Source organism: Muribaculum sp. NM65_B17 (assembly GCF_004793735.1).
GTDB classification, from domain to species: Bacteria; Bacteroidota; Bacteroidia; order Bacteroidales; family Muribaculaceae; genus Muribaculum; species Muribaculum gordoncarteri.
The window spans coordinates 310,776-333,576 of the sequence record NZ_SRYY01000004.1; the positions used below are offsets into that span (position 1 = coordinate 310,776).

At 53.0% G+C, this 22,801-nt stretch carries 19 protein-coding genes; 17 read left to right on the plus strand and 2 right to left on the minus strand.

The genetic code is table 11. From position 1 onward, the window contains the following. Positions 1-104 precede the first annotated feature (104 nt). The 15 genes from rpiB (at position 105) to mutS (ending at position 19,328) form a co-directional block, all read left to right on the plus strand. Positions 105-560, plus strand: coding sequence for a ribose 5-phosphate isomerase B (gene rpiB / locus E5354_RS08030; RefSeq protein ID WP_123394951.1), 456 nt, complete (start codon positions 105-107; stop codon positions 558-560). Between the two features lie 144 nt (positions 561-704). Then, positions 705-1,394 carry an SIR2 family NAD-dependent protein deacylase gene (locus E5354_RS08035; protein WP_135947135.1) on the plus strand — a complete coding sequence of 230 codons (690 nt, stop codon included), beginning with the start codon at positions 705-707 and terminating at the stop codon, positions 1,392-1,394. Positions 1,395-1,566: 172 nt separating this feature from the next. Beyond that, positions 1,567-2,487 (plus strand): 16S rRNA (cytosine(1402)-N(4))-methyltransferase RsmH, encoded by a 921-nt coding sequence (gene rsmH, locus E5354_RS08040; RefSeq protein WP_135947136.1) that lies wholly within the window; start codon positions 1,567-1,569, stop codon positions 2,485-2,487. Positions 2,488-2,549: 62 nt separating this feature from the next. Then, entirely contained in the window at positions 2,550-2,900 is a 351-nt protein-coding gene (locus E5354_RS08045; RefSeq protein ID WP_123394954.1) for an FtsL-like putative cell division protein, read from the plus strand. Between the two features lie 15 nt (positions 2,901-2,915). Continuing rightward, positions 2,916-4,994 carry a penicillin-binding protein gene (locus E5354_RS08050; protein ID WP_135947138.1) on the plus strand — a complete coding sequence of 693 codons (2,079 nt, stop codon included), beginning with the start codon at positions 2,916-2,918 and terminating at the stop codon, positions 4,992-4,994. Between the two features lie 33 nt (positions 4,995-5,027). Further along, the gene (locus tag E5354_RS08055) at positions 5,028-6,488 is read left to right on the plus strand and encodes a UDP-N-acetylmuramoyl-L-alanyl-D-glutamate--2,6-diaminopimelate ligase (RefSeq protein WP_135947140.1); all 1,461 of its coding nucleotides are present in this window, start codon (positions 5,028-5,030) and stop codon (positions 6,486-6,488) included. A gap of 19 nt (positions 6,489-6,507) precedes the next feature. Beyond that, a complete protein-coding gene (gene mraY / locus E5354_RS08060) occupies positions 6,508-7,767 on the plus strand; it encodes a phospho-N-acetylmuramoyl-pentapeptide-transferase (protein WP_135947142.1) in 1,260 nt (419 codons plus the stop codon). Between the two features lie 20 nt (positions 7,768-7,787). Beyond that, complete coding sequence (gene murD / locus E5354_RS08065) at positions 7,788-9,131, plus strand: UDP-N-acetylmuramoyl-L-alanine--D-glutamate ligase (RefSeq protein WP_135947143.1); 1,344 nt, start codon at positions 7,788-7,790, stop codon at positions 9,129-9,131. A 38-nt stretch (positions 9,132-9,169) separates the two neighbouring features. Beyond that, on the plus strand, positions 9,170-10,486 hold the full coding sequence (locus E5354_RS08070) for an FtsW/RodA/SpoVE family cell cycle protein (protein WP_168353854.1): 1,317 nt from the start codon (positions 9,170-9,172) through the stop codon (positions 10,484-10,486). A gap of 22 nt (positions 10,487-10,508) precedes the next feature. Continuing rightward, positions 10,509-11,621 carry an undecaprenyldiphospho-muramoylpentapeptide beta-N-acetylglucosaminyltransferase gene (gene murG, locus E5354_RS08075; protein WP_135947146.1) on the plus strand — a complete coding sequence of 371 codons (1,113 nt, stop codon included), beginning with the start codon at positions 10,509-10,511 and terminating at the stop codon, positions 11,619-11,621. Positions 11,622-11,623: 2 nt separating this feature from the next. Further along, a complete protein-coding gene (murC, locus tag E5354_RS08080; protein ID WP_135947147.1) occupies positions 11,624-13,003 on the plus strand; it encodes a UDP-N-acetylmuramate--L-alanine ligase in 1,380 nt (459 codons plus the stop codon). Beyond that, positions 13,003-13,857, plus strand: coding sequence for a cell division protein FtsQ/DivIB (locus E5354_RS08085; protein WP_135947148.1), 855 nt, complete (start codon positions 13,003-13,005; stop codon positions 13,855-13,857). The genes murC and E5354_RS08085 overlap by 1 nt, the downstream gene beginning before the upstream one ends. A gap of 37 nt (positions 13,858-13,894) precedes the next feature. Beyond that, complete coding sequence (gene ftsA / locus E5354_RS08090; protein ID WP_123394963.1) at positions 13,895-15,268, plus strand: cell division protein FtsA; 1,374 nt, start codon at positions 13,895-13,897, stop codon at positions 15,266-15,268. A 35-nt stretch (positions 15,269-15,303) separates the two neighbouring features. Further along, positions 15,304-16,635 (plus strand): cell division protein FtsZ, encoded by a 1,332-nt coding sequence (ftsZ, locus tag E5354_RS08095; RefSeq protein ID WP_135947149.1) that lies wholly within the window; start codon positions 15,304-15,306, stop codon positions 16,633-16,635. 74 nt (positions 16,636-16,709) lie between these two features. Further along, entirely contained in the window at positions 16,710-19,328 is a 2,619-nt protein-coding gene (mutS, locus tag E5354_RS08100; protein WP_210433138.1) for a DNA mismatch repair protein MutS, read from the plus strand. Positions 19,329-19,370: 42 nt separating this feature from the next. On the opposite strand, the gene E5354_RS08105 is transcribed toward mutS, so the two are convergent. Both E5354_RS08105 and E5354_RS08110 read right to left on the minus strand, forming a co-directional pair. Then, a complete protein-coding gene (locus tag E5354_RS08105; RefSeq protein WP_135947150.1) occupies positions 19,371-19,973 on the minus strand; it encodes a C40 family peptidase in 603 nt (200 codons plus the stop codon). 150 nt (positions 19,974-20,123) lie between these two features. After that, positions 20,124-21,386 carry a peptidase U32 family protein gene (locus E5354_RS08110; protein WP_135947151.1) on the minus strand — a complete coding sequence of 421 codons (1,263 nt, stop codon included), beginning with the start codon at positions 21,384-21,386 and terminating at the stop codon, positions 20,124-20,126. Between the two features lie 177 nt (positions 21,387-21,563). On the opposite strand from E5354_RS08110, the gene E5354_RS14465 reads away from it, so the two are divergent. Together E5354_RS14465 and E5354_RS08120 are read left to right on the plus strand one after the other, a co-directional pair. Next, positions 21,564-21,794: a transposase gene (locus tag E5354_RS14465; protein ID WP_135947152.1), complete on the plus strand. Its 231-nt coding sequence runs from the start codon at positions 21,564-21,566 to the stop codon at positions 21,792-21,794. Positions 21,795-22,100: 306 nt separating this feature from the next. Beyond that, positions 22,101-22,799: a phosphatidylserine decarboxylase family protein gene (locus E5354_RS08120; protein WP_135947153.1), complete on the plus strand. Its 699-nt coding sequence runs from the start codon at positions 22,101-22,103 to the stop codon at positions 22,797-22,799. The last annotated feature ends 2 nt before the right edge of the window (positions 22,800-22,801 follow it).

Below are 22,801 nucleotides of genomic sequence, written 5' to 3' on the forward strand. Positions count from 1 at the left end.
GAAGGCGTTGTGACGCAATTTTTTTGCAATGTGACGATAGGAATTTCACGGTAATTATGTATCTTTGAATTCGTCTTAGATAAAAACCTAAATTTATAGAAACTATGTCAATACTTGAACCTGGCAAGAAAATTGCCATTTGCAGCGATCACGCCGGATATGAACTTAAAAGCATTGTTGAGGGATACCTGATGTCGCAGGGCATCGAGTATGAGGATTTTGGAACCGACAGCGATGCAAGCTGCGACTATGCCGACTATGCTCATCCTTGTGCCGAGGCTGTTGAAAGCGGACGCGATTACCCCGGAATCGGTATATGCGGAAGCGGCAATGGCATCAACATGACGCTCAACAAGCATCAGGGAATACGCTCGGCTCTCTGCTGGAATGTGGAGCTTGCCAAGCTTGCACGCGCCCACAATAACGCCAACGTGCTTGTGCTTCCCGCACGTTTCATCGAGCCCGCTCTCGCACTCGCAATTGTTGACGCATTCCTTGCAACACCCTTCGACGGTGGTCGTCACGAGCGTCGCATCGCCAAGATTCCCGTAAAGAAATAGTGTCGGACATCATCGTTATTGCCGATGCAACAACCTGCTTGACAGCCCTTGTCCGATTACAAGTCGGTACGGGGCTGTTAATTTTAGGTGCGTGACGATAAAAATCGCTATTCACTTGTTATTGTTATTAAATGTTTTTGCGCAATGAAAAAGAAACTGGTTATATCGACAGGTGCAGGCATGAGCGCCGAGAGTGGAATTGCTACTTTTCGCGACAGTGGCGGACTTTGGGACAAGTATCCCGTAATGGAGGTGGCGAGTGCCGACGGCTTTGCCCGCAACCCCAAGCTTGTGCATGAATTCTACAATCAGCGTCGCCGTGAACTTGTAAATGCCAAGCCTAATGCCGGACATCTCGGTCTGGTCGACCTTGAGCAGTGGTATGACACCTACATAATCACCCAGAATGTCGACAACCTGCATGAGCGTGCCGGAAGCAAAAACGTGCTGCATCTGCATGGCGAATTGATGAAAGTGCGTGCCATCGACGATGAAACAAAGGTGTATGAGCTTAAGCCTGACGCACTTGCAACGACTCCCGACACCGTTATCGACGGACACCGTGTGCGCCCCCACATTGTATTCTTTCAGGAGGCCGTGCCCAATATCGAGCCGGCCATCGAGCTTGCACAGGAGGCCGATGTATTTGTGGTGATCGGTACCTCGCTTAACGTTTATCCGGCAGCAAGTCTGCTCCATTTTGTAAGGAAAGGCATGCCTGTTTACTACATCGACCCCAATCCGGCCGCTGTGCCGCAGGGTGTTACGGTGCTTAAAATGAAGGCGAGCGAGGGCGTGGCCAAGCTTGCCGAACTGTTAAAACCTAAAAGTTAATTTACAATTGTAAATTCTGCGTTTTGCCGCTATGTATTGCCGGAATAGGCTGTAATGCTGACGGTTAGGCCAATGTTGATAACTTTGCTAAAAATTGCTTGAAAAAAGTTTAAATTTGTGGATGTAAATTTTGGATAAAATCGCTAACTTTACAACCTAATTGGCGCGCACTATGGAACAGGAAGTTTACCACATACCGGCATTGCTTGATGAAACACTGCAAGGGCTTGATATTAAGCCCGATGGCATCTATGTGGATGTCACATTCGGTGGTGGCGGACATTCTCGTGCGATAATTCAGCGACTTAACGGGGATGGTCGCCTTTATGGATTTGATCAGGACGCCGATGCTATGAACAACGCAATCGACGACAGTCGATTTACATTTGTATACAGCAACTTCCGTTTTTTGCGTAATTTCCTCCGCTATTACGGTGTCGAGAGTGTCGACGGTATTCTTGGCGACCTCGGTGTGTCGTTTCATCATTTCGATGACCCCGAGCGTGGCTTTTCATTCCGTTGGGACGGCCCGCTCGACATGCGCATGAACCGTAACGCCACCCGCACAGCCGCCTGGTACGTAGCCAATTATACCGAACAGGAGCTTGCCGATGCCTTTTATCTCTATGGCGAGCTGAAGACGGCACGCCGCATTGCCGCTGCAATAGTCAAGGCGCGTCAGGAGTCGCCCATAACCACTGTGGAGCAGCTCCTTGCCGTAGTGAAGCCGTTCATAAATCCGCGCAAGGAGAAGAAGGAGCTGGCTCAAGTGTTTCAGGCTCTGCGCATAGTCGTCAACGGCGAAATCGAGGCGTTGAGCGACTTCCTGCAGCAGGCCCTCACGATGCTCAAGCCCGGCGGACGACTTATCGTCATCACCTATCACTCGCTTGAGGACCGACTTGTAAAGAACTTCATGCGCACCGGCAATCTTAACGGAGAGTCGGCCCAGGACTTTTTCGGCCGCAACCTGTCGCCGTTCAAGCTCCTGACATCGAAACCCATTGTGCCCTCGGAGGCCGAGGTCGAGCGGAATCCGCGAGCGCGAAGCGCCAAGCTGAGAGTGGCCGAGAAACTTCCGGCCGACGATTAGCCGGCATGAGATATCAATTCACGTTATGCGTCAAATCAAAAAATAAATCATAATCATCACACATGGCACAGGCCGCAGGCAAAAGCAAGAAAATAAAAGACGACAATCTGTTGGTGAAGCTCATCAACGGACGGTTGCTTTCCAGTGACTTTTTCGCTCGTCACTGGAAGTCGGTTTTGTTGGCCATTCTGATGGTGCTTATATACATCACCAACCGCTATCAGTGCCTGACCCGAATGGAGGAGATACGTCGGCTCGAGCAGGAACTTGAAGTGGTGGAAACCGAGCGCATCCGCGTCCGAAGCACTTACATGAGCCGTATACGCGAGTCGTCGATGCAGGAGATGGTCGACACAATGCACCTCAACTTGCGCATTCAGGATAAGCCCCCCTACAAATTAAGCAAACATTAACCTCTCGTCCTTGAAATGAAAAAAGAGAATCGTTCACATATACTGCTGCGTTACGCTCTGGTGATAGGCTGCATCCTTGTCTTCGCCTCGTTTATCGTCTATAAGGCATTTGACACTACCGTCATATCGGCCTCGCGATGGAACGAGAAGGCGATGAAGGAGCTGTCGCGCGTCGACACGATACGCCCCGAACGCGGCAACATCCTTGCCAGCAACGGCTCGATACTTGCCACCAACCTATGCTACTACAATGTGCGCATCGACTTCCGCAGCGAGCGTTTTATGGAAGGCCGTTACCTTCTTGCCGTTGACAGCCTTGCCGACAGCCTCGCGCTGCACTTCCCCATACGCGACAGGGCAGGGTGGAAGAAGCGTCTTCTCTCGCCCCTCGACAAGCCGCGTGACAAGCGTCCGCGAGCCTTCAAGATTCTCGGCAACATATCCTATGCCGATTATCAGCTGCTGCGCACATTCCCATTCTTCAACATCCGCAACTCCAACAAGACCGGCCTGACCAAGGAGAAGGTGATGCGTCGTGTCAACCCTTACGGAGCTATGGCTCGCCGTAGTGTGGGCGGTGTGGGCATCGACTCGATAACCGGCGAAACCCATGGAATATCGGGACTCGAACGCGCCCTTGACTCCCTGCTTTACGGAAAGCCCGGCCTCGCCAAGAAGGTGCCGCTTACCAAGGACATCGTCAACTGGACCGATGTAGAGCCGGTTCCCGGCTACAACATAAAGACCACCATCGACATTAACATGCAGGACATCGTGGAGAACGAGCTTAACAACGTGCTCACCACCTGCAATGCCGACTGGGGCGTGGCCGTGCTTATGGAGGTGAGCACCGGCAACATCAAGGCCATCTCCAATCTTGAGAAGAGCCCGTCGTCCGATGAATACATCGAGGGCATGAACCGTGCCGTGCTCGGTTATGAGCCGGGTTCGGTGGTGAAGACCCTATCGATGATGATAGCCGTCGAGGACGGAATCGTTAAGGATGTCGATGAGGTGATAACCACCGGTCACGGATTTGCCTACGCCGGAGGCCGTCCCATTACCGACTCTCACGGCGTGGCGTCGATGCCCGTGCGCGAGGTAATCGAGCGCTCTTCCAACATCGGCATGGCTAAAATCATCACGTCACGCTACGGCGACAATCCCGGCGCATTCTATACCCGACTTAAGAAGCTCGGATTCCTCGACCCCATGAATACCGGAATCGCCGGTGAACGCCCTCCGCGCATCGACAGCGTTGCCAGCAATCGTGGCGGACGAATAGCCTTGTCACGCATGTGCTACGGTTACTCTACCGAAATACCGCCACTCTACACGCTCTCCATATATAACGCCATAGCCAACGACGGCAAGTATGTGCGTCCGCGCCTTGTTGAGCGACTGCTTGGCGAAGGCATCGACTCGGTGCTGCCTGTAAGCTATGTGCGTGACACAATGGCCTGCAGTCCGCGCACTGCCGAGATTATGCGCATGATGCTCACCAACGTGGTGTGGGGCGACCACGGCACCGGAAAGCTGTTGCGCAACGACAAGGTGCGCATTGCCGGAAAGACCGGTACATGCTACATCATCGAGAACGGAGCCTACAACACCGGCAAGAAGCGTCTTGCATTCTGCGGCTTCTTCCCGGCCGAAAAACCTCTATACTCATGCATCGTGCTCACATGCTATCCCAAGCAGAACATGTTTGGAGCGGCAAGTACGAGCGGCACGGTGTTGAAGAACATCGCGCTCAAGATGTTTTCGCGCGGAATGTTGAACAACAGTTCCGATTACCGCGAAGGCGAGCACGCTCCCACCAAGCCCACTTTCTTTGCATCGGGCGGTCAGCGCCGCATAAAGAATGTGCGCGACAATCTCGGCATGGGAAGCGTGAAATACTTCGAGCCGGGCAACCATAAGTCGGGCGTGCCGAGCGTACTCGGTTACAATCTTCGCGATGCCATCAATGTGCTTGAGAGCGCAGGGCTGGAAGTCGACTTCAACGGCACAGGCTATGTCGTGGCACAATCGCTCTCCCCGGGCAGCACGTTACGCCCCGGCTCACGTGTAAGGCTCACATTAAATCAATAATCCAACGAAACCTAATTAAACCGCATAGGCAATATGAAATCCCTCTCACAACTCCTTTCACCATTGATGGTTGAAGAAATAATCGGCAGCGATGACAAAATCATCACCGATGTAGTAAGTGACTCACGCAAAGTTACCACAGGCTCGCTGTTTGTGGCTGTGCGCGGTACTACCGTCGACGGACACTCGTTCATTCCTTTGCTTCAGTACAGCGGTGTAGCCGCCATCGTGTGTGAGGAGTTTCCCGAGTTCATCGAGTCGTCGATTACCTATATCAAGGTGAGCGACAGCGCCGTGGCTCTCGGATATCTTGCCTCGGAATGGTGGGACAACCCTTCGCGCAAATTGAATCTCGTAGGCGTGACGGGTACAAACGGAAAGACCACCACCGCCACTCTTATCTATGAGATGGCACGACTCATGGGATATAAGGCCGGACTGCTCTCGACGGTGTGCAACTATGTCGAGGACGAGGTCATACCTACCAATCAGACAACTCCCGACCCGCTTACGATAAACGCGCTGCTGCACCGCATGGTGGAGGCCGGATGCGATTACGCTTCGATGGAGGTGAGCTCGCATGCCGCTCATCAGCATCGCATCGCCGGACTGCACTTCGCCGGCGGCGTGTTCTCCAACCTCACCCGTGATCACCTTGACTATCACAAGACCGTCGAGGCCTATCTTGCAGCCAAGAAGTCGTTCTTTGACGGACTGCCGTCGACGGCTTTCGCCCTCACCAACATCGACGATAAGGTGGGCGAAGTAATGGTGCAGAACACTAAGGCCCGTAAGTACACCTACTCGTTGCGCTCGCGCGCCGATTTCACCGGACGCATAATCGAGAGCCGACTCGACGGAACCACTATGTCGTTCAACGGCCGTGATGTGGAGGTGCTGTTTACCGGCAAGTTCAACGCCTACAACCTTACGGCAGTCTACGGCGTGTCGATTCTTCTCGGATGGCCGCTTGAGGAGGTGCTCGTGGGCATGAGCCGCCTTGTGCCCGTGGCGGGACGCTTCCAGGCTTTCCACTCGCCCAAGGGTTATACAGCGATTGTCGACTATGCCCACACTCCCGATGCCGTTGTCAACGTGCTTCAGGCTATACGCGAGGTGATAGGCAACCGAGGCTCCATCATCACCGTGGTTGGTGCCGGCGGTAACCGTGACAAGGGCAAGCGACCCATAATGGCGCGTGAGGCCGCATTGCGCAGCGACCGGCTCATCCTCACTTCCGACAATCCCCGTTTTGAGGAGCCTGGCGACATACTCCGTGACATGGAGGAGGGACTCGACATCGAGGGTCGCAAGAAGTCGCTCAGCATCGTCGACCGTCGCGAGGCCATACGCGCTGCAGCCGCTTTCGCTCAGCCGGGCGATGTGATACTTATTGCCGGAAAGGGCCATGAGGACTATCAGGAAATAAAAGGGGTGAAGCATCACTTTGACGACCGTGAAGTTGTCAAGGAGGTGTTTGCCTGCGAATCATAACCTCACTTAATTTAATGAGATGCTCTACTATCTGTTTGACTATCTTGAAAAGTTTGACATTCCCGGTGCAAGGTTGATGGACTACATCACCTTCCGCTCCGGCGCCGCTCTTGTATTGTCGTTGTTTATTGCCATCGTTTTCGGCCGTCGCATAATCGACCGTCTGCAGCTGATGCAGGTGGGTGAGATAATACGTGACCTCGGTCTTGAAGGGCAGATGAAGAAGACGGGAACCCCCACTATGGGAGGTGTCATCATAATAATGTCGATTCTGATTCCCTGCCTGCTCATCGGCAATCTCTCCAATGTCTACATGATATTGATGATTGTCGCTACCCTTTGGCTCGGAACCCTTGGATTCCTTGACGACTATATCAAGGTGGCGCGTCGCGACAAGGACGGCCTTAAGGGCAAATTCAAGATAGTGGGGCAGGTGGGCCTCGGCCTTATCGTGGGCCTTACGATGGTGTTCAGCCCCGAAGTGGTAATGCGCGAAAACATTGAAGTGGAGAATGTGGAAAATCACGAAGTGGTGATAACCTACGAGCCTGAAAATGTGAAGTCGGCGCAGACGACCATCCCCTTTGTTAAGAACAACAACTTCGATTATGCCTATCTCACGCAGTGGATGGGCAAGTATGCCGTTACGGGCGGTTGGATTCTCTTTGTGCTCGTGACGATATTCGTTGTCACTGCGACATCCAACGGTGCCAACCTCACCGACGGCCTTGACGGCCTTGCCACAGGCACATCGGCGATTATCGGTGTGGCCCTTGCCATTATGGCCTATCTCGGCGGTAACATCATCTACTCCTCCTACCTTAATATAATGTATATTCCGGGGTCGGAGGAACTTGTGGTCTACATGGCCGCATTCATCGGAGCCTTGATAGGCTTCCTATGGTATAACGCCTATCCCGCCCAGGTATTCATGGGCGATACGGGCAGCCTCACTTTGGGAGGTATAATAGCGGTCTTTGCAATCCTCATTCGCAAGGAGCTGCTGTTGCCCATCCTTTGCGCTATATTCTTCATCGAGGATCTCTCGGTGATAATTCAGGTGGCTTACTTCAAGCTGACCAAGCGCAAATACGGTGAAGGTCGCAGGGTGTTCAAGATGACGCCTCTGCATCATCACTATCAGAAGGCCGGCAATACGGTTCCGGCGCTGATTCAGCGGCCTTTCATCCCCATTCCCGAGTCCAAGATTGTAACCCGATTCTGGATTGTGGGCATAATGCTTGCCGTTATAACTTTTGTGACATTGAAAATACGATAGAAGAACTTTAATACAAGACTATGAATAAGAAGATTGTAGTTCTCGGTGGTGGTGAAAGCGGTGTCGGAGCCGCAATTCTTGCCAAGGATAAAGGAATGGATGTGTTTTTGTCGGACTACGGCAAAATCGCGCCTCACTATAAGCAACAGCTGATCGACGAGGGAATCGCCTGGGAAGAGGGCGGTCATGATGAGTCGCGCATACTTGCGGCCGATGAGGTGATCAAGAGCCCCGGAATCGCTCCCACTGCTCCCATAATGGTGAAGATTGCCGAGCGCGGCATACCGGTAATTTCGGAAATCGAGTTTGCCGGACGATACACCGATGCCAAGATGGTGTGCATAACGGGAAGTAACGGTAAGACTACCACAACGCTTCTCACCTACCACATTCTCAAGAACGCCGGTATCAATGTCGGCCTTGCCGGAAATGTGGGTCGCAGCCTCGCTCTTCAGGTGGCCCGCGAGCATCATGATGTCTACGTGATTGAGCTGAGCAGCTTCCAGCTTGAGAATATGTATGAGTTCAAGGCCAATATCGCCGTGATGCTTAACATAACGCCCGACCATCTCGACCGCTACGACTATAAGATGCAGAACTATGTCAACGCCAAGTTCCGTATAATCCGCAACCTCACTCCCGAGGATGCCTTCATCTTCTGGCAGGACGATCCCGTGATTCAGGCTCAGTTGCGTCAGGTGACTACCGAGGCCAGGATGTATCCCTTTAGCGAACATCTCGAAAAGGATGTCGACGCATATATCGATGCCGACGACGAACTGGTGCTCAACACCTCGCACACTTCGTTGAAAATGCCTCGCAATCATCTTGCCTTGCACGGACTGCACAATCTCTACAACTCCATGGCGGCAGGTCTGTCGGCCTGTCTGCTCGATATACGCAAAGAGGACATACGCCGCGCCCTTGAGGACTTTGAGGGCGTTGAGCATCGTCTTGAATATGTGACAACCGTCAACGGTGTGCGTTACATCAACGATTCCAAGGCTACCAATGTCAACTCCTGCTGGTATGCGCTTGAAAGCATGCCCAAGGGCGTAGTGCTCATCCTTGGAGGCAAGGACAAGGGCAACGACTATACCGAGATAGAGCCTCTCGTAAAGGAGAAGGTGAAGGCCATCGTGTGCATGGGCAAGGACAATGCCAAGCTGCTCGATTTCTTCACGGGCAAGGTCGATGCCATATACGACACCCACTCACTGCAGGATGCCGTCGACACATGTGCCGCCATAGCCGCATCGGGCGACACGGTGCTGCTGTCGCCATGCTGTGCAAGCTTCGACCTGTTCAGCAGCTACGAGGACCGCGGCCGTCAGTTCAAGGATGCCGTAAAACGCCTCAAATAAACTATAAAACCGACTCTCTCACGCTTAACACCTTAAAAATGGAAGCCACTGAATCAGCCCCCGCAGCAGGTGCTCATGTAGCCGAGGCAAAGCCTGCGATAACCTATAAACGACACGGCGACAAGTCGATATGGGGTATATTCATAACATTGTGTATCATCTCGGTAATCGAGCTCTACAGCGCATCGAGCCGTGAGGTTGCCGCAGCCGGAGTCTACGGCCCCATAATGCGTCACTGTTTCCTGTTGGGAATGGGTGTGTGCATCGTGCTGCTGCTTGAGAGGCTGCATTACAAGGCATTTTTTGCCTGCGCATGGGTCATCGCGTTCTTGAGTATGGGCATGATGCTCTATGTCACTCTTTTCGGAGAGATTGTCAACGGTGCGCGGCGCAGTTTCAGTCTTATGGGTATAACGATTCAGCCGTCGGAGTTCATCAAGTTGTCGGCCGTGCTTGTTATCGCCCAGATAATGTCGAAGTCGCAGCGACCCAAAGCCATCGGCGTGCGCACACAGGGCGTTGTACTGTCGGCCATCATGGTGCTGCTGTTCGGCGGATTGCTGTTCAAGCAGGGATTGACCAATACTATCCTGCTCATGTCAATCAGTATGGCCATGATTGCCATCGGAGGTACCGAGCTTAAGAAGATGCTGTGTGTCGGCCTCGTATATGCCGTTATAGGCGGCGGCGTAGTGTTCGCCAAGTTCATGTCGGAGGGCGACAGCAAGGCAAAGGGCGATGAAATAGCCACTACCGAGCAGGCGCTTACCACCGATAAGCGACACGGCACATGGCAGGCGCGTCTTGACCGATTCTTCTCGGATGTGCCTAAGTATGAGGAGGAGATTACGGCAAAGAACCGTCAGGAGATGTACTCCTACATGGCTCAGGCCAACGGCGGCGTATTCGGCGTATTCCCCGGTAATTCGCGTGAAACGGCCCGCTTGCCGCTTGCTTTCTCCGATTATATATTCTCGATTATAATCGAGGACCTCGGATTTGTGGGCGGGGTGGGATTGCTCATTCTCTATCTGTGGCTGTTGGCGCGTGCCGGAATCATAGCCAAGAAGTGTCACCGCGCCTTCCCCGTGCTGCTTGTCATGGGAATGGCTGTGATGATCGTGCTCCAGGCACTGTTTCACATGGCCATCACTACAGGCACATTCCCGGTTTCGGGGCAGCCGTTGCCGCTTATATCCAAGGGCGGTACATCGATTATCGTGACATCGATAGCCATAGGCGCGATGTTGAGCGTGAGCCGCACCGCCGTGCAGAACGGTAACCGTCAGGAGGTAAAGGAGGAGCTGAACGCGCTTCCCGAGGAGCTGCGTGCCGAGAATCCGGTTCAGTTGTAAAAAACAAGATATTTTATCCGTTATGGAACAAAAACATTATAACGTGCTTATAAGCGGAGGGGGCACCGGAGGACACATCTTCCCGGCTCTCTCCATTGCCAACGCCTTGAAGCGCAGGGATAAGCTCACCAATATACTTTTCGTAGGAGCCGAAGGCCGCATGGAGATGGAGAGGGTGCCGGCTGCCGGATATGAGATTGTGGGACTCCCCGTCAGCGGATTCAACCGCAAGAACATGTTGAGCAATGTAAAGGTGCTCTTCAAGCTCATGAAGAGCATGATGAAGGCCAAGCGCGTGCTCAAGGATTTCGAGCCCGACATTGCTGTGGGGGTAGGCGGATATGCCAGCGGTCCCATGCTGAAGGAGGCTCAGAAGTGCGGCGTGCCCACGCTGTTGCAGGAGCAGAACTCCTATGCGGGCGTTACCAACAAGCTTCTTGCCAAGAAGGCCGATGCAATATGCGTGGCCTATTCGGGTATGGAGCGTTTCTTTCCAGCCGACAAGATAATCCTAACCGGAAATCCCGTGCGAGCCGATCTGCTTAATGTCACGGCGACAAAGGAGGAGGCGAGAAAGAGCCTTGGCGTGCCTGTCGACCGCAAGCTTGTGCTTGTGGTGGGTGGAAGCCTCGGCGCACGCACCATCAATGAAAGCATTGCCGCCGCGCTCGATAAGATTGAGAATGAAGGTGCATTTGTGCTGTGGCAGACTGGAAAACTCTACGATGAGGAGTGTCAGGCTATCGCAAAGCGTCACCCCGGAGTGGTGAAAGCTGTGCCGTTCATCTCCGACATGGCGCTCGCCTACCGTGCCGCCGACATTGTGGTGTCGCGTGCCGGAGCGGGTACCATCTCCGAGCTGCAGCTTATCGGACTTCCCGTTGTGCTCATCCCGTCGCCCAATGTGGCCGAGGACCATCAGCGCAAGAATGCCGAGGCTCTCGTGCAATGCGATGCCGCAGTGATGATTCTCGATGCCGATGCCCGTGAGAAACTCGGCGACGAGGTGGTGGCACTGCTTGGCGACGAGAAGCGTTGCAACCTCCTTGCCGAAAACGTGCGCCGCATGGCGTTACGTGACTCCGACGAGGTAATTGTCGATACTATCTACAAGATATTGAATAATCCGAAATAACGATGTCACATAAAAAGATATACTTTGCAGGTGCCGGAGGTATAGGCATGGCCGCCCTTGAGCGTTACTTCCTTGCCAAGGGGTGCCGGGTTGCGGGTTATGACCGCACTCCCACCGACCTTACACGCGCACTGCAGGACGAAGGGGTTGAAATAACGTTTGACGAGTCGGTCGAGGCTATTCCCGCCGACTTTAAAGGTTGCCCCGAGGAGGTGCTTGTCGTCTACACTCCCGCGTTGCCCGACATGCACCCGGGATTGAGCTACTTCCGTGAAAACGGTTACGAGGTTGTGAAACGCGCCGCGGTGCTCGGCAACATAACGCGTGACACTAAGGGACTATGTTTCGCGGGTACTCACGGCAAGACCACCACATCGTCAATGGCCGCACACATCCTCAACACCTGCAAGGTGGGATGTAACGCATTTCTCGGCGGCATCTTGCGCAACTACAACAGCAATCTGCTGCTCAGCGCCACTTCGCCCTATTCGGTGATAGAGGCCGATGAATACGACCGCTCGTTCCACCATCTGCGCCCCTACATCGCCGTCATCACCGCCACCGATCCCGACCATCTCGACATATACGGCACCGAGGAGGCCTATCTGGAGAGCTTCGCCCACTTCACCGAGCTGATAAAGCCGGGCGGCATGCTTGTGGTTCACGAGGACCTGAAGCTGAAGCCGAGAGTGCCCGAAGGAGTGAAGATCTATACCTATTCGCGTGACAAGGGCGATTTTCATGCCGAGAACGTGCGCCGTGGCAACGGTGAGATAACGTTTGACATCGTGACGCCTTCGGAAACCGTGCGTGACATAACGCTCGGCGTTCCTGTCGAAATCAACATCGAGAATGCCATCGCCGCATTTGCCGCCTGTTACCTTACCGGCGACATCGAGATCGACGCCGCACGCGATGCCATCGCCTCCTTCATGGGTCCCAAGCGCCGCTTCGAGTTCTGGCTTAAGGAGCCGGGGGCCGAGGGTCGCGCCATAATCGACGACTACGCCCATCATCCCGATGAGTTGAAGGCATCGATAAAGTCGGTGAAGGCGCTCTATCCGGGCCGCAGGCTCACGGTGGCGTTCCAGCCCCATCTATATTCGCGCACACGTGACTTCGCTCCTGAATTTGCCGCGTCATTGTCGCTTGCCGACGAGGTTATACTGCTTGACATATATCCCGCCCGCGAGGAACCGATTCCCGGAGTTACTTCTGAAATCATATTCAATGACATAAAATGCAAGGATAAAGTCATGATTGATAAGCAACATTTGACAGAAACAATAAAAAATCGTAACTTTGAAATCCTGCTGACTGTTGGTGCAGGGGACATTTGCAACTATTTACCCGAAATTGTTAAAAACGTTAATCTCCGTTGATGAAGAAGTTTCTTAAGTGCTTGATTTCGATATTGCTGTTATGCTATCTCGTCGGTGCCGTCGCTTGGTCGCGATTACAGGCACGCGATGCGATGTGCAGCGGTGTCGCTATTGTAGTGCTTGACTCTTTGAATTCCAACTTCGTCACCGCCCATGAGATAGCGCGCGAACTCGGCGATTTCAGCAACGATGCTCCATCGATGAAGCTCATCGATATCGACACCGACAGCATTGAGCGACGCCTCGGCCTCATCGACAAGATCGAGAGCGTCCAGTGTCGCATATACACCGACAACACCGTGCGCATCGACATCGATCCGCTTCATCCGGTGCTGCGAGTGTTTGACCGCAATAAATCCTACTACATCAACAAGGATGGAAAGCGCATCTCGGCCACGGCGCGTTACCACACCGACCTGCCTGTCGTTTCGGGACATTTCGACTCGACATTCCGGGCCGTGTCGCTGCTGCCGCTTGTGCGTTACATAAACTCCGATTCGACATGGAATGCGCTCGTGACGCAAATTAAAGTCGACGGCCCCAACAATATAATACTTGTTCCCGTAATTCACGGCCATGTCATAAATATAGGCGACATGGAACACCTTGACAGCAAGTTTGATCGTATACGGATGGCCTATACCGACATTCTTCCGGTGAAAGGCTGGAACTATTACGACACTATTTCTGTTAAATGGGGAGGACAGATTGTTGCCACGCGACGCGCCAAGGCTCTTCATCACACCGTGAGCGCGGTCGATCTTGAAGCCGAGCACGAGGAGCCCGATTTGGGCACGATGCTTGCCGGCGATACGGCAGGAGTGGTGTCATCCAATGCGAAAAGGAGTAATTAATTGAAAAGATCATAATAAATACCTCGTTCAAAACAATATGGAACAAAAATACATAGTTGCCTTGGAAATCGGCAGTTCCCACATCAGGGCTGCTGTCGGCGTAGTCGATGAGTCGGGAGTGCTGACCATACTCGCCGTAGAGGATGAAAACGCAATAAATGTAGTGCGTTACGGCTGGATACAGAATGTCGAGGAGGTGAGCAACCGCATAAACAAGCTCATCAAGAAGCTCGAAAACTATCAGAGCATCTCTCCCCGTAAAATCAAGTCGGTGTATGTTTCTATAGGCGGACGCTCGACTATGGCCACTTCGCGCCAGATTGTGCGTCACTTTGACGACGGGGTTGACATAACCGATAAAATCATTCAGCAGATAAAGGACGAAGCCCGTCAGATGGTGGTTTCCGACCGCAAGGTTATCGAGGTGCTTCCGCGTGAATTTGCCGTCGACAATCTCGACTGTCCCAATCCCGTGGGAACCGTGGGCCGAAACATAAAGGCCGAGATAAACCTCGTGACATGCAAGCCTGTCATCGGCTACAGCAACATTCAGCGTGCCGTGACCGAGCGTCAGCAGCTCAATATAAAGGGTGAGATTGTGCGTCAGTCGGCCATCGCCGACCTCGTGTTAACTTCCGATGAGAAGAAGCTCGGCTGCATGCTTGTCGATTTCGGTGCCGAAACCACAACCGTGTCGATGTACAAGAACGGAACGTTGCGTTATTTTGAAACCCTTCCGCTCGGCTCGCGCAACATAACGCGTGACATCATGTCGCTCAATCACACCGAGGAGAATGCCGAACAGCTCAAGAAGGTGCTCGGTGATGTGGTAAATGTAGAGCCCAACTACCGCAAGCACGACTTCGACGGCGATGCGACCGAGGTCAACAACTACGTGCGCGCACGTGCCGGTGAGATAATCGTCAACATAATCGAGCAGCCCAAATATGCAGGCTACAAGATTTCGAGCGACTTGCCCGGCGGAATAATCATCGTCGGAGCCGGTGCCAAGCTGAAGGGATTTACCGACCAGCTTGCATCGCAGAGTGGATTGAACGTGCGTCTTGGAAACATCCCCGGAACTATACGCATCTCCGATCCCAAGCTGCAGTCGCTTGATTTTATCGATGTCATAGCACTGTTGAACGCTGCAGCCCGCCGCAATCCTCAGGAGTGTACCGAAGTGCCCGTTCAGGTTAATGTAGTCTATGACGACGATGACAGCTATGACGAGGACGATGATGACGAACCCGGCCCCCGTCCCATAAAAGGCAAGGAAAAGAAGGAGAAGAAAGAGAAGAAACCCAAGGTGGAGGAGAAGCGCGAGCCAAAGGGCCCGAGCAAGCTCTCACAGTGGAAGGACCGACTCGCGACGATGCTTTTCAATGAGGCCGACGAAAATGATGAGTAACTTAAATTGAAAACTTAATAACGATAACAAGATATATGGCACCCGAAGATATACCCGCACCCAACGAGATAGGATTTACCGATAGAGAACCTACCGATGACATCATTAAAGTAATCGGCGTAGGCGGCGGCGGAAACAATGCCGTGTCCCACATGTATGAGCAAGGCATCAAGAATGTGTCGTTCGTTATATGCAACACCGACCGACAGGCGTTGAAAAATTCGCCTGTGCCCACCCGTGTGGAGATAGGAAACGGCCTTGGTGCCGGAAACAAGCCCGAAATCGCCCGCGAGGCTGCCGAAGCGGCTGTCGACAAGATAAATCAGCTCTTTGACGACCACACCAAGATGGTGTTCATCACAGCCGGAATGGGTGGCGGCACAGGCACCGGAGCCGCTCCTGTAGTGGCTCGTCTGGCCAAGGAGCACGGATTGCTTACCATAGGCATTGTCACTATACCGTTCCTCTTTGAGGGCGAGCGCAAGATTCTCAAGGCTCTGAACGGAGCCGACGAGATGAGCAAGTATGTCGATGCGTTGCTCGTAATCAACAACCAGCGACTGACCGACATATACCCCGACCTCAACTTCGTTAACGCATTCGGTAAGGCCGACGACACTCTCACCACCGCGGCCCGCTCGATATCGGAGCTTATAACCTGCGACGGAAAAATCAACCTCGACTTCAACGATGTCGACACTACCTTGCGCGACGGTGGAGCCGCAATAATCTCTACCGGATACGGCGAGGGCGAGCAGCGCGTCACCAAGGCAATCGACGATGCCCTTAACTCGCCTCTGTTGAAGAACCGCGACATCCTGACCTCCAAGAAGCTGCTCTTCAACATCTACTTCTCGCCCGAGGCCGAGCAGGAGTTCAAGATGGAGGAAACCGAGGAGCTCACATCGTTCATCAGCAGCATCGACTCGGATGTCGATGTTATATGGGGTGCATCCTACGACCGCACTCTCGGCGACAAGGTGAAAATCACCATTCTTGCTGCCGGATTTGATGTCACGATTGACGAGAGCAAGAGCCGCGGCACCCGCAGCCGTGTGGTCAACTTCAACCGCAACAAGAAGGAAGAGGAGCATGACGCAACACAGCGTCTTGGCGACGAGTATGGCAAAGAGGCTGTTCTGCGCATGCAGGGCGACAAGGCAAAGGCGCGTTATATCGTGCTTACGCCCTCGCAGATGGATGACGAGCGTTCAATCGAGGCGATAGAGAAGAGCCCCACCTACAACCGCGACAAGAAGACCTCCGACGAGATAAAGGAGATGGGTAAGAGTTCATCGGCCAATGCCGACGAACCCCGCCCCAACAATGCCTCATCCAACAACTCGGGATTCAGCATTCAGTTCTAAGTCAAAGCATTATAACTTATAAATGGAGGGCGTGACAATGGTGTCATGCCCTCACAATTGATACCCCTCAAAACGTGGCCGCAAAAATAGTAGAAACTCCGCTGATGAAGCAGTACATCGAGATGAAGCAGAAGCATCCCGATGCCATATTGCTGTTTCGTGTCGGTGACTTTTATGAAACATTTTCCGATGATGCCATAGTGGCTTCCGAGATACTCGGCATAACGCTGACGCGTCGTGCCAACGGTGTGTCGCAGTATGTCGAGCTTGCCGGATTCCCTCACCATGCCCTTGATTCCTATCTTCCCAAGCTCGTAAGGGCCGGAAAGCGTGTGGCGATATGCGAGCAGCTTGAGGATCCCAAGCTCACCAAGAAACTTGTGAAGCGAGGCATAACGGAGCTTGTCACACCCGGAGTTTCGGTAAATGACGCGGTACTGAATCATCGTGAAAACAACTTTGTGTCGGCTCTGCACTTCACCCGCAGCGGACTCATAGGCGTGGCTTTCCTTGACATATCGACCGGTGAGTTCCTCACCGCCGAGGGAAATGCCGACTATGTCGACAAGCTGCTTAACAACTTCGCTCCCAAGGAGGTGCTTGTCGAGAGGGGCAATCGCAAGCGTGTCGACGAAACCTTTTCATCGCGTTATCTTGTCTTCGAGCTCGACGACTGGATATTTACCGACGAGGCCGCCAACGACAAGCTGTTGAAACAGTTTGAAACACGCAACCTCAAGGGCTTTGGAATACACTCCCTCCATGCCGCCATCATTGCCTCGGGTGCCGTGCTGCACTATCTCGACATAACCAAGCACACGATGACGAGCCACATAACGCGCCTGTCGCGCATCGAGGAGGAGAGTTATGTGCGTCTTGACAAGTTTACCGTGCGCAATCTCGAGCTGGTCGAGGGAATGGGCGACGAAGGCAAGAGCCTGCTCGATGTCATAGACCGCACTATAAGCCCGATGGGCGCACGACTGCTGCGTCGCTGGCTGTTGTTTCCGTTGAAGGATGTGAAGGCGATAAACGCCAGGCTCGATGTCGTGGAGTATTTCTTCCGTCATCCCGAGCAGCACGATGAGGTGAAATCGCTTCTTGAGCATGTGGGCGACATGGAGCGCATAATCTCCAAGGTGGCCGTGGGGCGCATATCGCCGCGTGAGGTGGTGCAGCTGCGCAATGCGCTAAATGTCATGGAGCCGCTCAAAAAGCTGTGTTGCGATGCCGACCTTGAAGCGTTACGTTCAATAGGCGAGCAGCTCAATCCATGTTCATTGATTCGCGACCGCATCGCCCGCGAGATTGTCGATGACGCTCCTATTGCTCTCAACAGGGGAGCCGTCATAAAGGACGGTGTCGATGCCGAGCTCGACGAACTGCGTGAAATAGCGTTCAAGGGCAAGGACTACCTGCTGAAAATACAGGCGCGTGAGATTGAAGCCACCGGAATTTCAAGCCTTAAGATAGGATATAACAACGTGTTCGGTTACTATATCGAAGTGACCAATACGCATAAGTCGAAAGTGCCCGCCGACTGGATACGCAAGCAGACCCTCGTAAACGCCGAGCGTTATATAACGCAGGAGTTGAAGGACTATGAGGAGAAGATACTCGGAGCGCAGGAGAAGATTGCGATAATCGAAACGCGGCTCTACAACGACCTCGTGGCGCGTCTTGCCGAATACATTCCGGCCATACAGCTTGACTCGGCGCTCGTGGCGCGTCTTGATGTGCTGGCCGCATTTACGCGTGTGGCAAAGGAGAATCACTACAATCGTCCGGTGGTCGACGACTCGCTGTGCATCGACATTGTGGAGGGGCGTCACCCTGTCATCGAGCGTCAGTTGCCTCCCGGCGAGCCATATATCACCAACAGCGTGCATCTCGACAACGCGTCGACCCAGGTGATGATGATAACGGGTCCCAACATGTCGGGTAAGTCGGCGCTGCTGCGTCAAACCGCCCTCAATGTCATCATGGCGCAGATAGGCTGTTTCGTTGCCGCCGACAGCGCTCGTGTGGGCATCGTCGACAAGGTGTTTACGCGTGTAGGCGCAAGCGACAACATTTCGCTCGGCGAGTCAACCTTCATGGTCGAGATGAACGAGGCGGCTTCGATTCTCAACAACATGAGCGAGCGCAGCCTCATCCTGTTTGACGAGTTGGGCCGAGGCACATCGACCTACGACGGCATCTCAATAGCATGGGCCATCGTGGAGCATATACATGAGTATGGCAACATGCACCCCAAGACTCTCTTTGCCACCCATTACCATGAATTGAATGAGATGGAGGCGAGCTTCAAGCGTGTGGCCAATTACAATGTGTCGGTGAAGGAGATCAACGGCAAGGTGGTGTTTCTGCGCAAGCTTGCACGCGGAGGCAGCGAACACAGTTTCGGTATCCATGTGGCCAAGCTGGCCGGTATGCCGCAGTCGATAGTGAAGCGTGCCGATGAGGTGCTGCATCATCTTGAAACCAATAACCGCCAGGAGGCCATAGGCAAGGACTTGAGCAGCGTCGCCGATAATCGAAGCGGCGTGCAGCTGTCGTTTTTCCAGCTCGATGATCCAGTGCTGACTCAGATAAGGGACGAGATACTCAACATCGACATAAACAATCTCACGCCTATGGCGGCGTTGAACAAGCTGGATGACATACGCTCGATAATCACCGGCAAGGCATGATGCCGGCGACGAGATATCACGTACTGAAATTTCTATTGATAATTAATTGAGCGACGATTCATCGATTACGCGGCGTGCACCTATGTAACGGCGCGAGTAGTAGGGCTCCGATGAGTCGCTTATCGTTATGCCCGAACTGATGGCCGAATGGATGAACTTGAATGTTCCGGCCTCGGCGTCGACATCGACCACCATTCCCACATGGCCTACTCTTGAAGTGCCTGCACGGCGTCCGTTGAAAAACACCAGGTCGCCGGGACGCAGGTCGTCGGTCACTACGGGGGTTCCCTGGGTGTACTGTGAGCTTGACGATGCCTTCAGCGATATTCCGAATTGCTTGAAGATGTAGCCGGTGAATCCCGAGCAGTCAAATCCTTTGGGTGTCTTGCCGCCCCGGCGGTAGCGCAGACCCATGAACTCCTTGGCGTGGCTTATCATGTCGAGCACCATCTGGGGTGTCTTGTACTCCTCGATGGCTTCAACGGGAGTAAGCACGGGCAACTCGGGCTTCCATGAGTTTATGTAAGCCAGATATTTTGGAGTTTCGGGAGCGGTCATCAGCTTTAGAGGCTCGGCTGCCGACATAGGCACGGCCATTGCCGTAAGCATGAAAATCCCAAGCAGGAAACGCATTATATAGGTCATCGCGTGATGTGAAACAGTAATTGAATGAAGGTTAAGAAAAAAATCGTCATTACAAATTTATTAAAAAATCGCTAATCACCACAAGTCCTGCCCGGAATTTAGAGTTTATTAGGATTGCGGGCCTGTTGACGACCGTGTTTTTGGTTAAATTCACATTTTGCGCGCCTTGAGGTCGGCGGTCTTTTCCCATTTGAACATCTTGTCGCTCGGGCGTATCTTCGTGTCGGTCTTTATTGAGAATCGGTCGCCTTTCACAGCTTTATCAACCGGCTTCAGGTCGACACGTATTTCATCGACCGTCATTATCACGGCTCCCGTTGTGGGGCCGGTTATCACGACTTCGTCGCCGGTGTGCAGCTCTCCGTTTTCCATCAGGAACTCGGCCACGCCTATGTTGGAGAAGTAACGCACACCCTTGGCCGCATACACTTTGGTGCGTGTGGCCGATGAGCCGTACTTCGATGTCCACTCTCCGAGCCGTTGTCCCAGGTAATATCCGTTCCAGAATCCGCGGTTGAATATGCGGTTGAGGCTGTCGTTCCACCGGACAATGCGCTCTTCGGTGAATGTGCCGTCGCACACCGCCTTTATCGCCTCGTCGTAGCACTGCACGGCTATCTTCACATATTCGGCACCGCGTGCGCGGCCCTCGATTTTGAACACTCTCACTCCCGCATCGATCATCTTGTTGAGGAAGTGGATTGTCTTGAGGTCTTTGGGCGACATGATGTACTGGTTTTCGATGTCGAGCGAGTCGCCTGTTTCGCGGTCGGTTACGGTGTAGCCTCGGCGGCATATCTGGGTGCAGGCGCCACGGTTGGCGCTTGAGTTCATCTCGTGCAGGCTCAGATAGCATTTGCCCGAAACGGCCATGCACAACGCTCCGTGGCAGAACATCTCTATTCTCACCGGTTTCCCGTGGGGGCTGCAGATGTTTTCGGCGATAATCGCCTGATGTATTGCACTCACTTGGTCGAGATTGAGCTCGCGGGCGAGTACCACGACATCGGCCCACTGCGAGTAGAATCGCACCGCCTCGATGTTGGTTATGTTGACCTGTGTCGAAATGTGCACCTCGACCCCTATCGAGCGTGCATAGAGTATAGCGGCTATGTCGCTTGCTATTATGGCGGTGATCGATGCCTCCTTTGCCGCATCGATTATGGCATGACACTTCTCGATGTCGGTGTCAAATATTATGGTGTTGACAGTGAGATATGTCTTTACCTCATGTGACGCACAGGTGTGCGCTATGTTGTGGAGGTCGTCGATGGTGAAGTTGTTGGATGAACGGGCGCGCATGTTGAGCCCCTCGATGCCGAAGTACACGGCGTCGGCTCCTGCGTCAATGGCCGCATATAGCGACTCATAGCTCCCTACGGGAGCCATTATCTCGAAATCGTTGCGTTTCATAATTCTGCAAAGTTACTAATTATTTTCCTTTTATGTCGGCGTATTAGAGCAGGTTCGACAATAAATATTAACGGCAGGGTCGCTCCGCAATATGCGAGGCGATGGTAATTTCGGTTCAACCAAAAGGGAAAAAGGTTTGATTTGTGTTATATCTCAGTAACATAAATCATTGACTCCATGAAAATAAAGTTTAGGCATTGCCGGCGGAAGCGCATCCGTAGGTTTTTGTCAGGCTTCCATGGAAAGGAACGGACAGACCTCTATAAGATATTCACAGCTATTGCATATCTGGTTTACACCGGATGTCAGTGGAAGATACTGCCCCGATATTATCCGCCGCCCGGGACGGTATATTACCATTTCCGCAAGTGGAGCGAATCGTTCCTCCGCGTCGCTGGTCAAGGCTGATAAAGTATACCTTCGCCTCGGCCACTCGTTGGCGCTTTTCTTAATCTCTTTCGGTCACGATGGAGCCCCATCGCTCCCTTAAGAGCTAAAGAAAATCACTCAACAATTGACCGCCCTGCCGTTAACTTTTATTGTCGAACCGGCTCTAAATTGGCCTGCGGGATATGAAATAGTGAAAAAAGGGTGAATTTTCTATAAATATATGCTTTGAAACGGCTATGAGCCACACTAAGAAATGAATTAGTTTTGTTAATATTATAAATTAATATAACTTTGTAGAACTAAAATTGACCCTAAAGCGGAAAAATGAGAGTAAAAATACATCGTGAAGGCCTGAATATATTGGTCGTATTGCTGTTCATCCTGCTGGTGATAAATATCCCGGCATGGCTGTTCATGCGGCCTGTGGCTATTCCCGTTACATTTACCGTTATTTCGGCTGTCGTTTATCTGCTTGTACTGAACTTCTTCCGTTCGCCCCGCCGCTCGTTCAAGGGCAACCGCGACAATGTGGTGGTTGCTTCGGCCGATGGCAAGGTTGTGGCGCTCGAGGAAACCTACGAGGATGAGTTCCTGCACTGCAGGTGCATCCAGCTGTCGGTGTTCATGAGCGTTCTCAACGTTCACGCCAACTGGTTTCCGGTCGATGGCAAGGTGCTCTACGTGAAGCACCATTCCGGACGATTCATGTCGGCCTATCTGCCCAAGTCGAGCACCGAGAATGAGCGTTCGACCGTAGCGATTGAGGCACGTAACGGACAGACGATAGTTATGCGTCAGGTGGCCGGTGCTCTTGCACGCCGCATTGTCACTTATGCCGCTCCTGGCGAGCCGGCATCGATTGAGGATCACATGGGTTTCATAAAGTTTGGCTCGCGAGTCGACCTTTATCTCCCTCTCGGCACTGAAATCTATGTAAAGCTCGGCGACAAGACAATAGGCGGAGTGACCACGGTGGGACGCCTTGCCGATAATCCGCAGTCTGAGTCAATGAAAAAATCCTGAAT

Bases quoted from the DNA above. Each gene is read 5' to 3' on its own strand.
- murG (WP_135947146.1), top strand. From the start codon at position 10,509: ATGGAACAAAAACATTATAACGTGCTTATAAGCGGAGGGGGCACCGGA.
- E5354_RS08105 (WP_135947150.1), bottom strand. From the start codon at position 19,973: ATGACCTATATAATGCGTTTCCTGCTTGGGATTTTCATGCTTACGGCA.
- E5354_RS08050 (WP_135947138.1), top strand. From the start codon at position 2,916: ATGAAAAAAGAGAATCGTTCACATATACTGCTGCGTTACGCTCTGGTG.
- E5354_RS08110 (WP_135947151.1), bottom strand. From the start codon at position 21,386: ATGAAACGCAACGATTTCGAGATAATGGCTCCCGTAGGGAGCTATGAG.
- E5354_RS08070 (WP_168353854.1), top strand. From the start codon at position 9,170: ATGGAAGCCACTGAATCAGCCCCCGCAGCAGGTGCTCATGTAGCCGAG.
- murD (WP_135947143.1), top strand. From the start codon at position 7,788: ATGAATAAGAAGATTGTAGTTCTCGGTGGTGGTGAAAGCGGTGTCGGA.
- mraY (WP_135947142.1), top strand. From the start codon at position 6,508: ATGCTCTACTATCTGTTTGACTATCTTGAAAAGTTTGACATTCCCGGT.
- E5354_RS14465 (WP_135947152.1), top strand. From the start codon at position 21,564: ATGAAAATAAAGTTTAGGCATTGCCGGCGGAAGCGCATCCGTAGGTTT.
- E5354_RS08045 (WP_123394954.1), top strand. From the start codon at position 2,550: ATGGCACAGGCCGCAGGCAAAAGCAAGAAAATAAAAGACGACAATCTG.
- ftsZ (WP_135947149.1), top strand. From the start codon at position 15,304: ATGGCACCCGAAGATATACCCGCACCCAACGAGATAGGATTTACCGAT.
- murC (WP_135947147.1), top strand. From the start codon at position 11,624: ATGTCACATAAAAAGATATACTTTGCAGGTGCCGGAGGTATAGGCATG.
- rpiB (WP_123394951.1), top strand. From the start codon at position 105: ATGTCAATACTTGAACCTGGCAAGAAAATTGCCATTTGCAGCGATCAC.
- E5354_RS08035 (WP_135947135.1), top strand. From the start codon at position 705: ATGAAAAAGAAACTGGTTATATCGACAGGTGCAGGCATGAGCGCCGAG.
- ftsA (WP_123394963.1), top strand. From the start codon at position 13,895: ATGGAACAAAAATACATAGTTGCCTTGGAAATCGGCAGTTCCCACATC.
- rsmH (WP_135947136.1), top strand. From the start codon at position 1,567: ATGGAACAGGAAGTTTACCACATACCGGCATTGCTTGATGAAACACTG.
- E5354_RS08085 (WP_135947148.1), top strand. From the start codon at position 13,003: ATGAAGAAGTTTCTTAAGTGCTTGATTTCGATATTGCTGTTATGCTAT.
- E5354_RS08120 (WP_135947153.1), top strand. From the start codon at position 22,101: ATGAGAGTAAAAATACATCGTGAAGGCCTGAATATATTGGTCGTATTG.
- E5354_RS08055 (WP_135947140.1), top strand. From the start codon at position 5,028: ATGAAATCCCTCTCACAACTCCTTTCACCATTGATGGTTGAAGAAATA.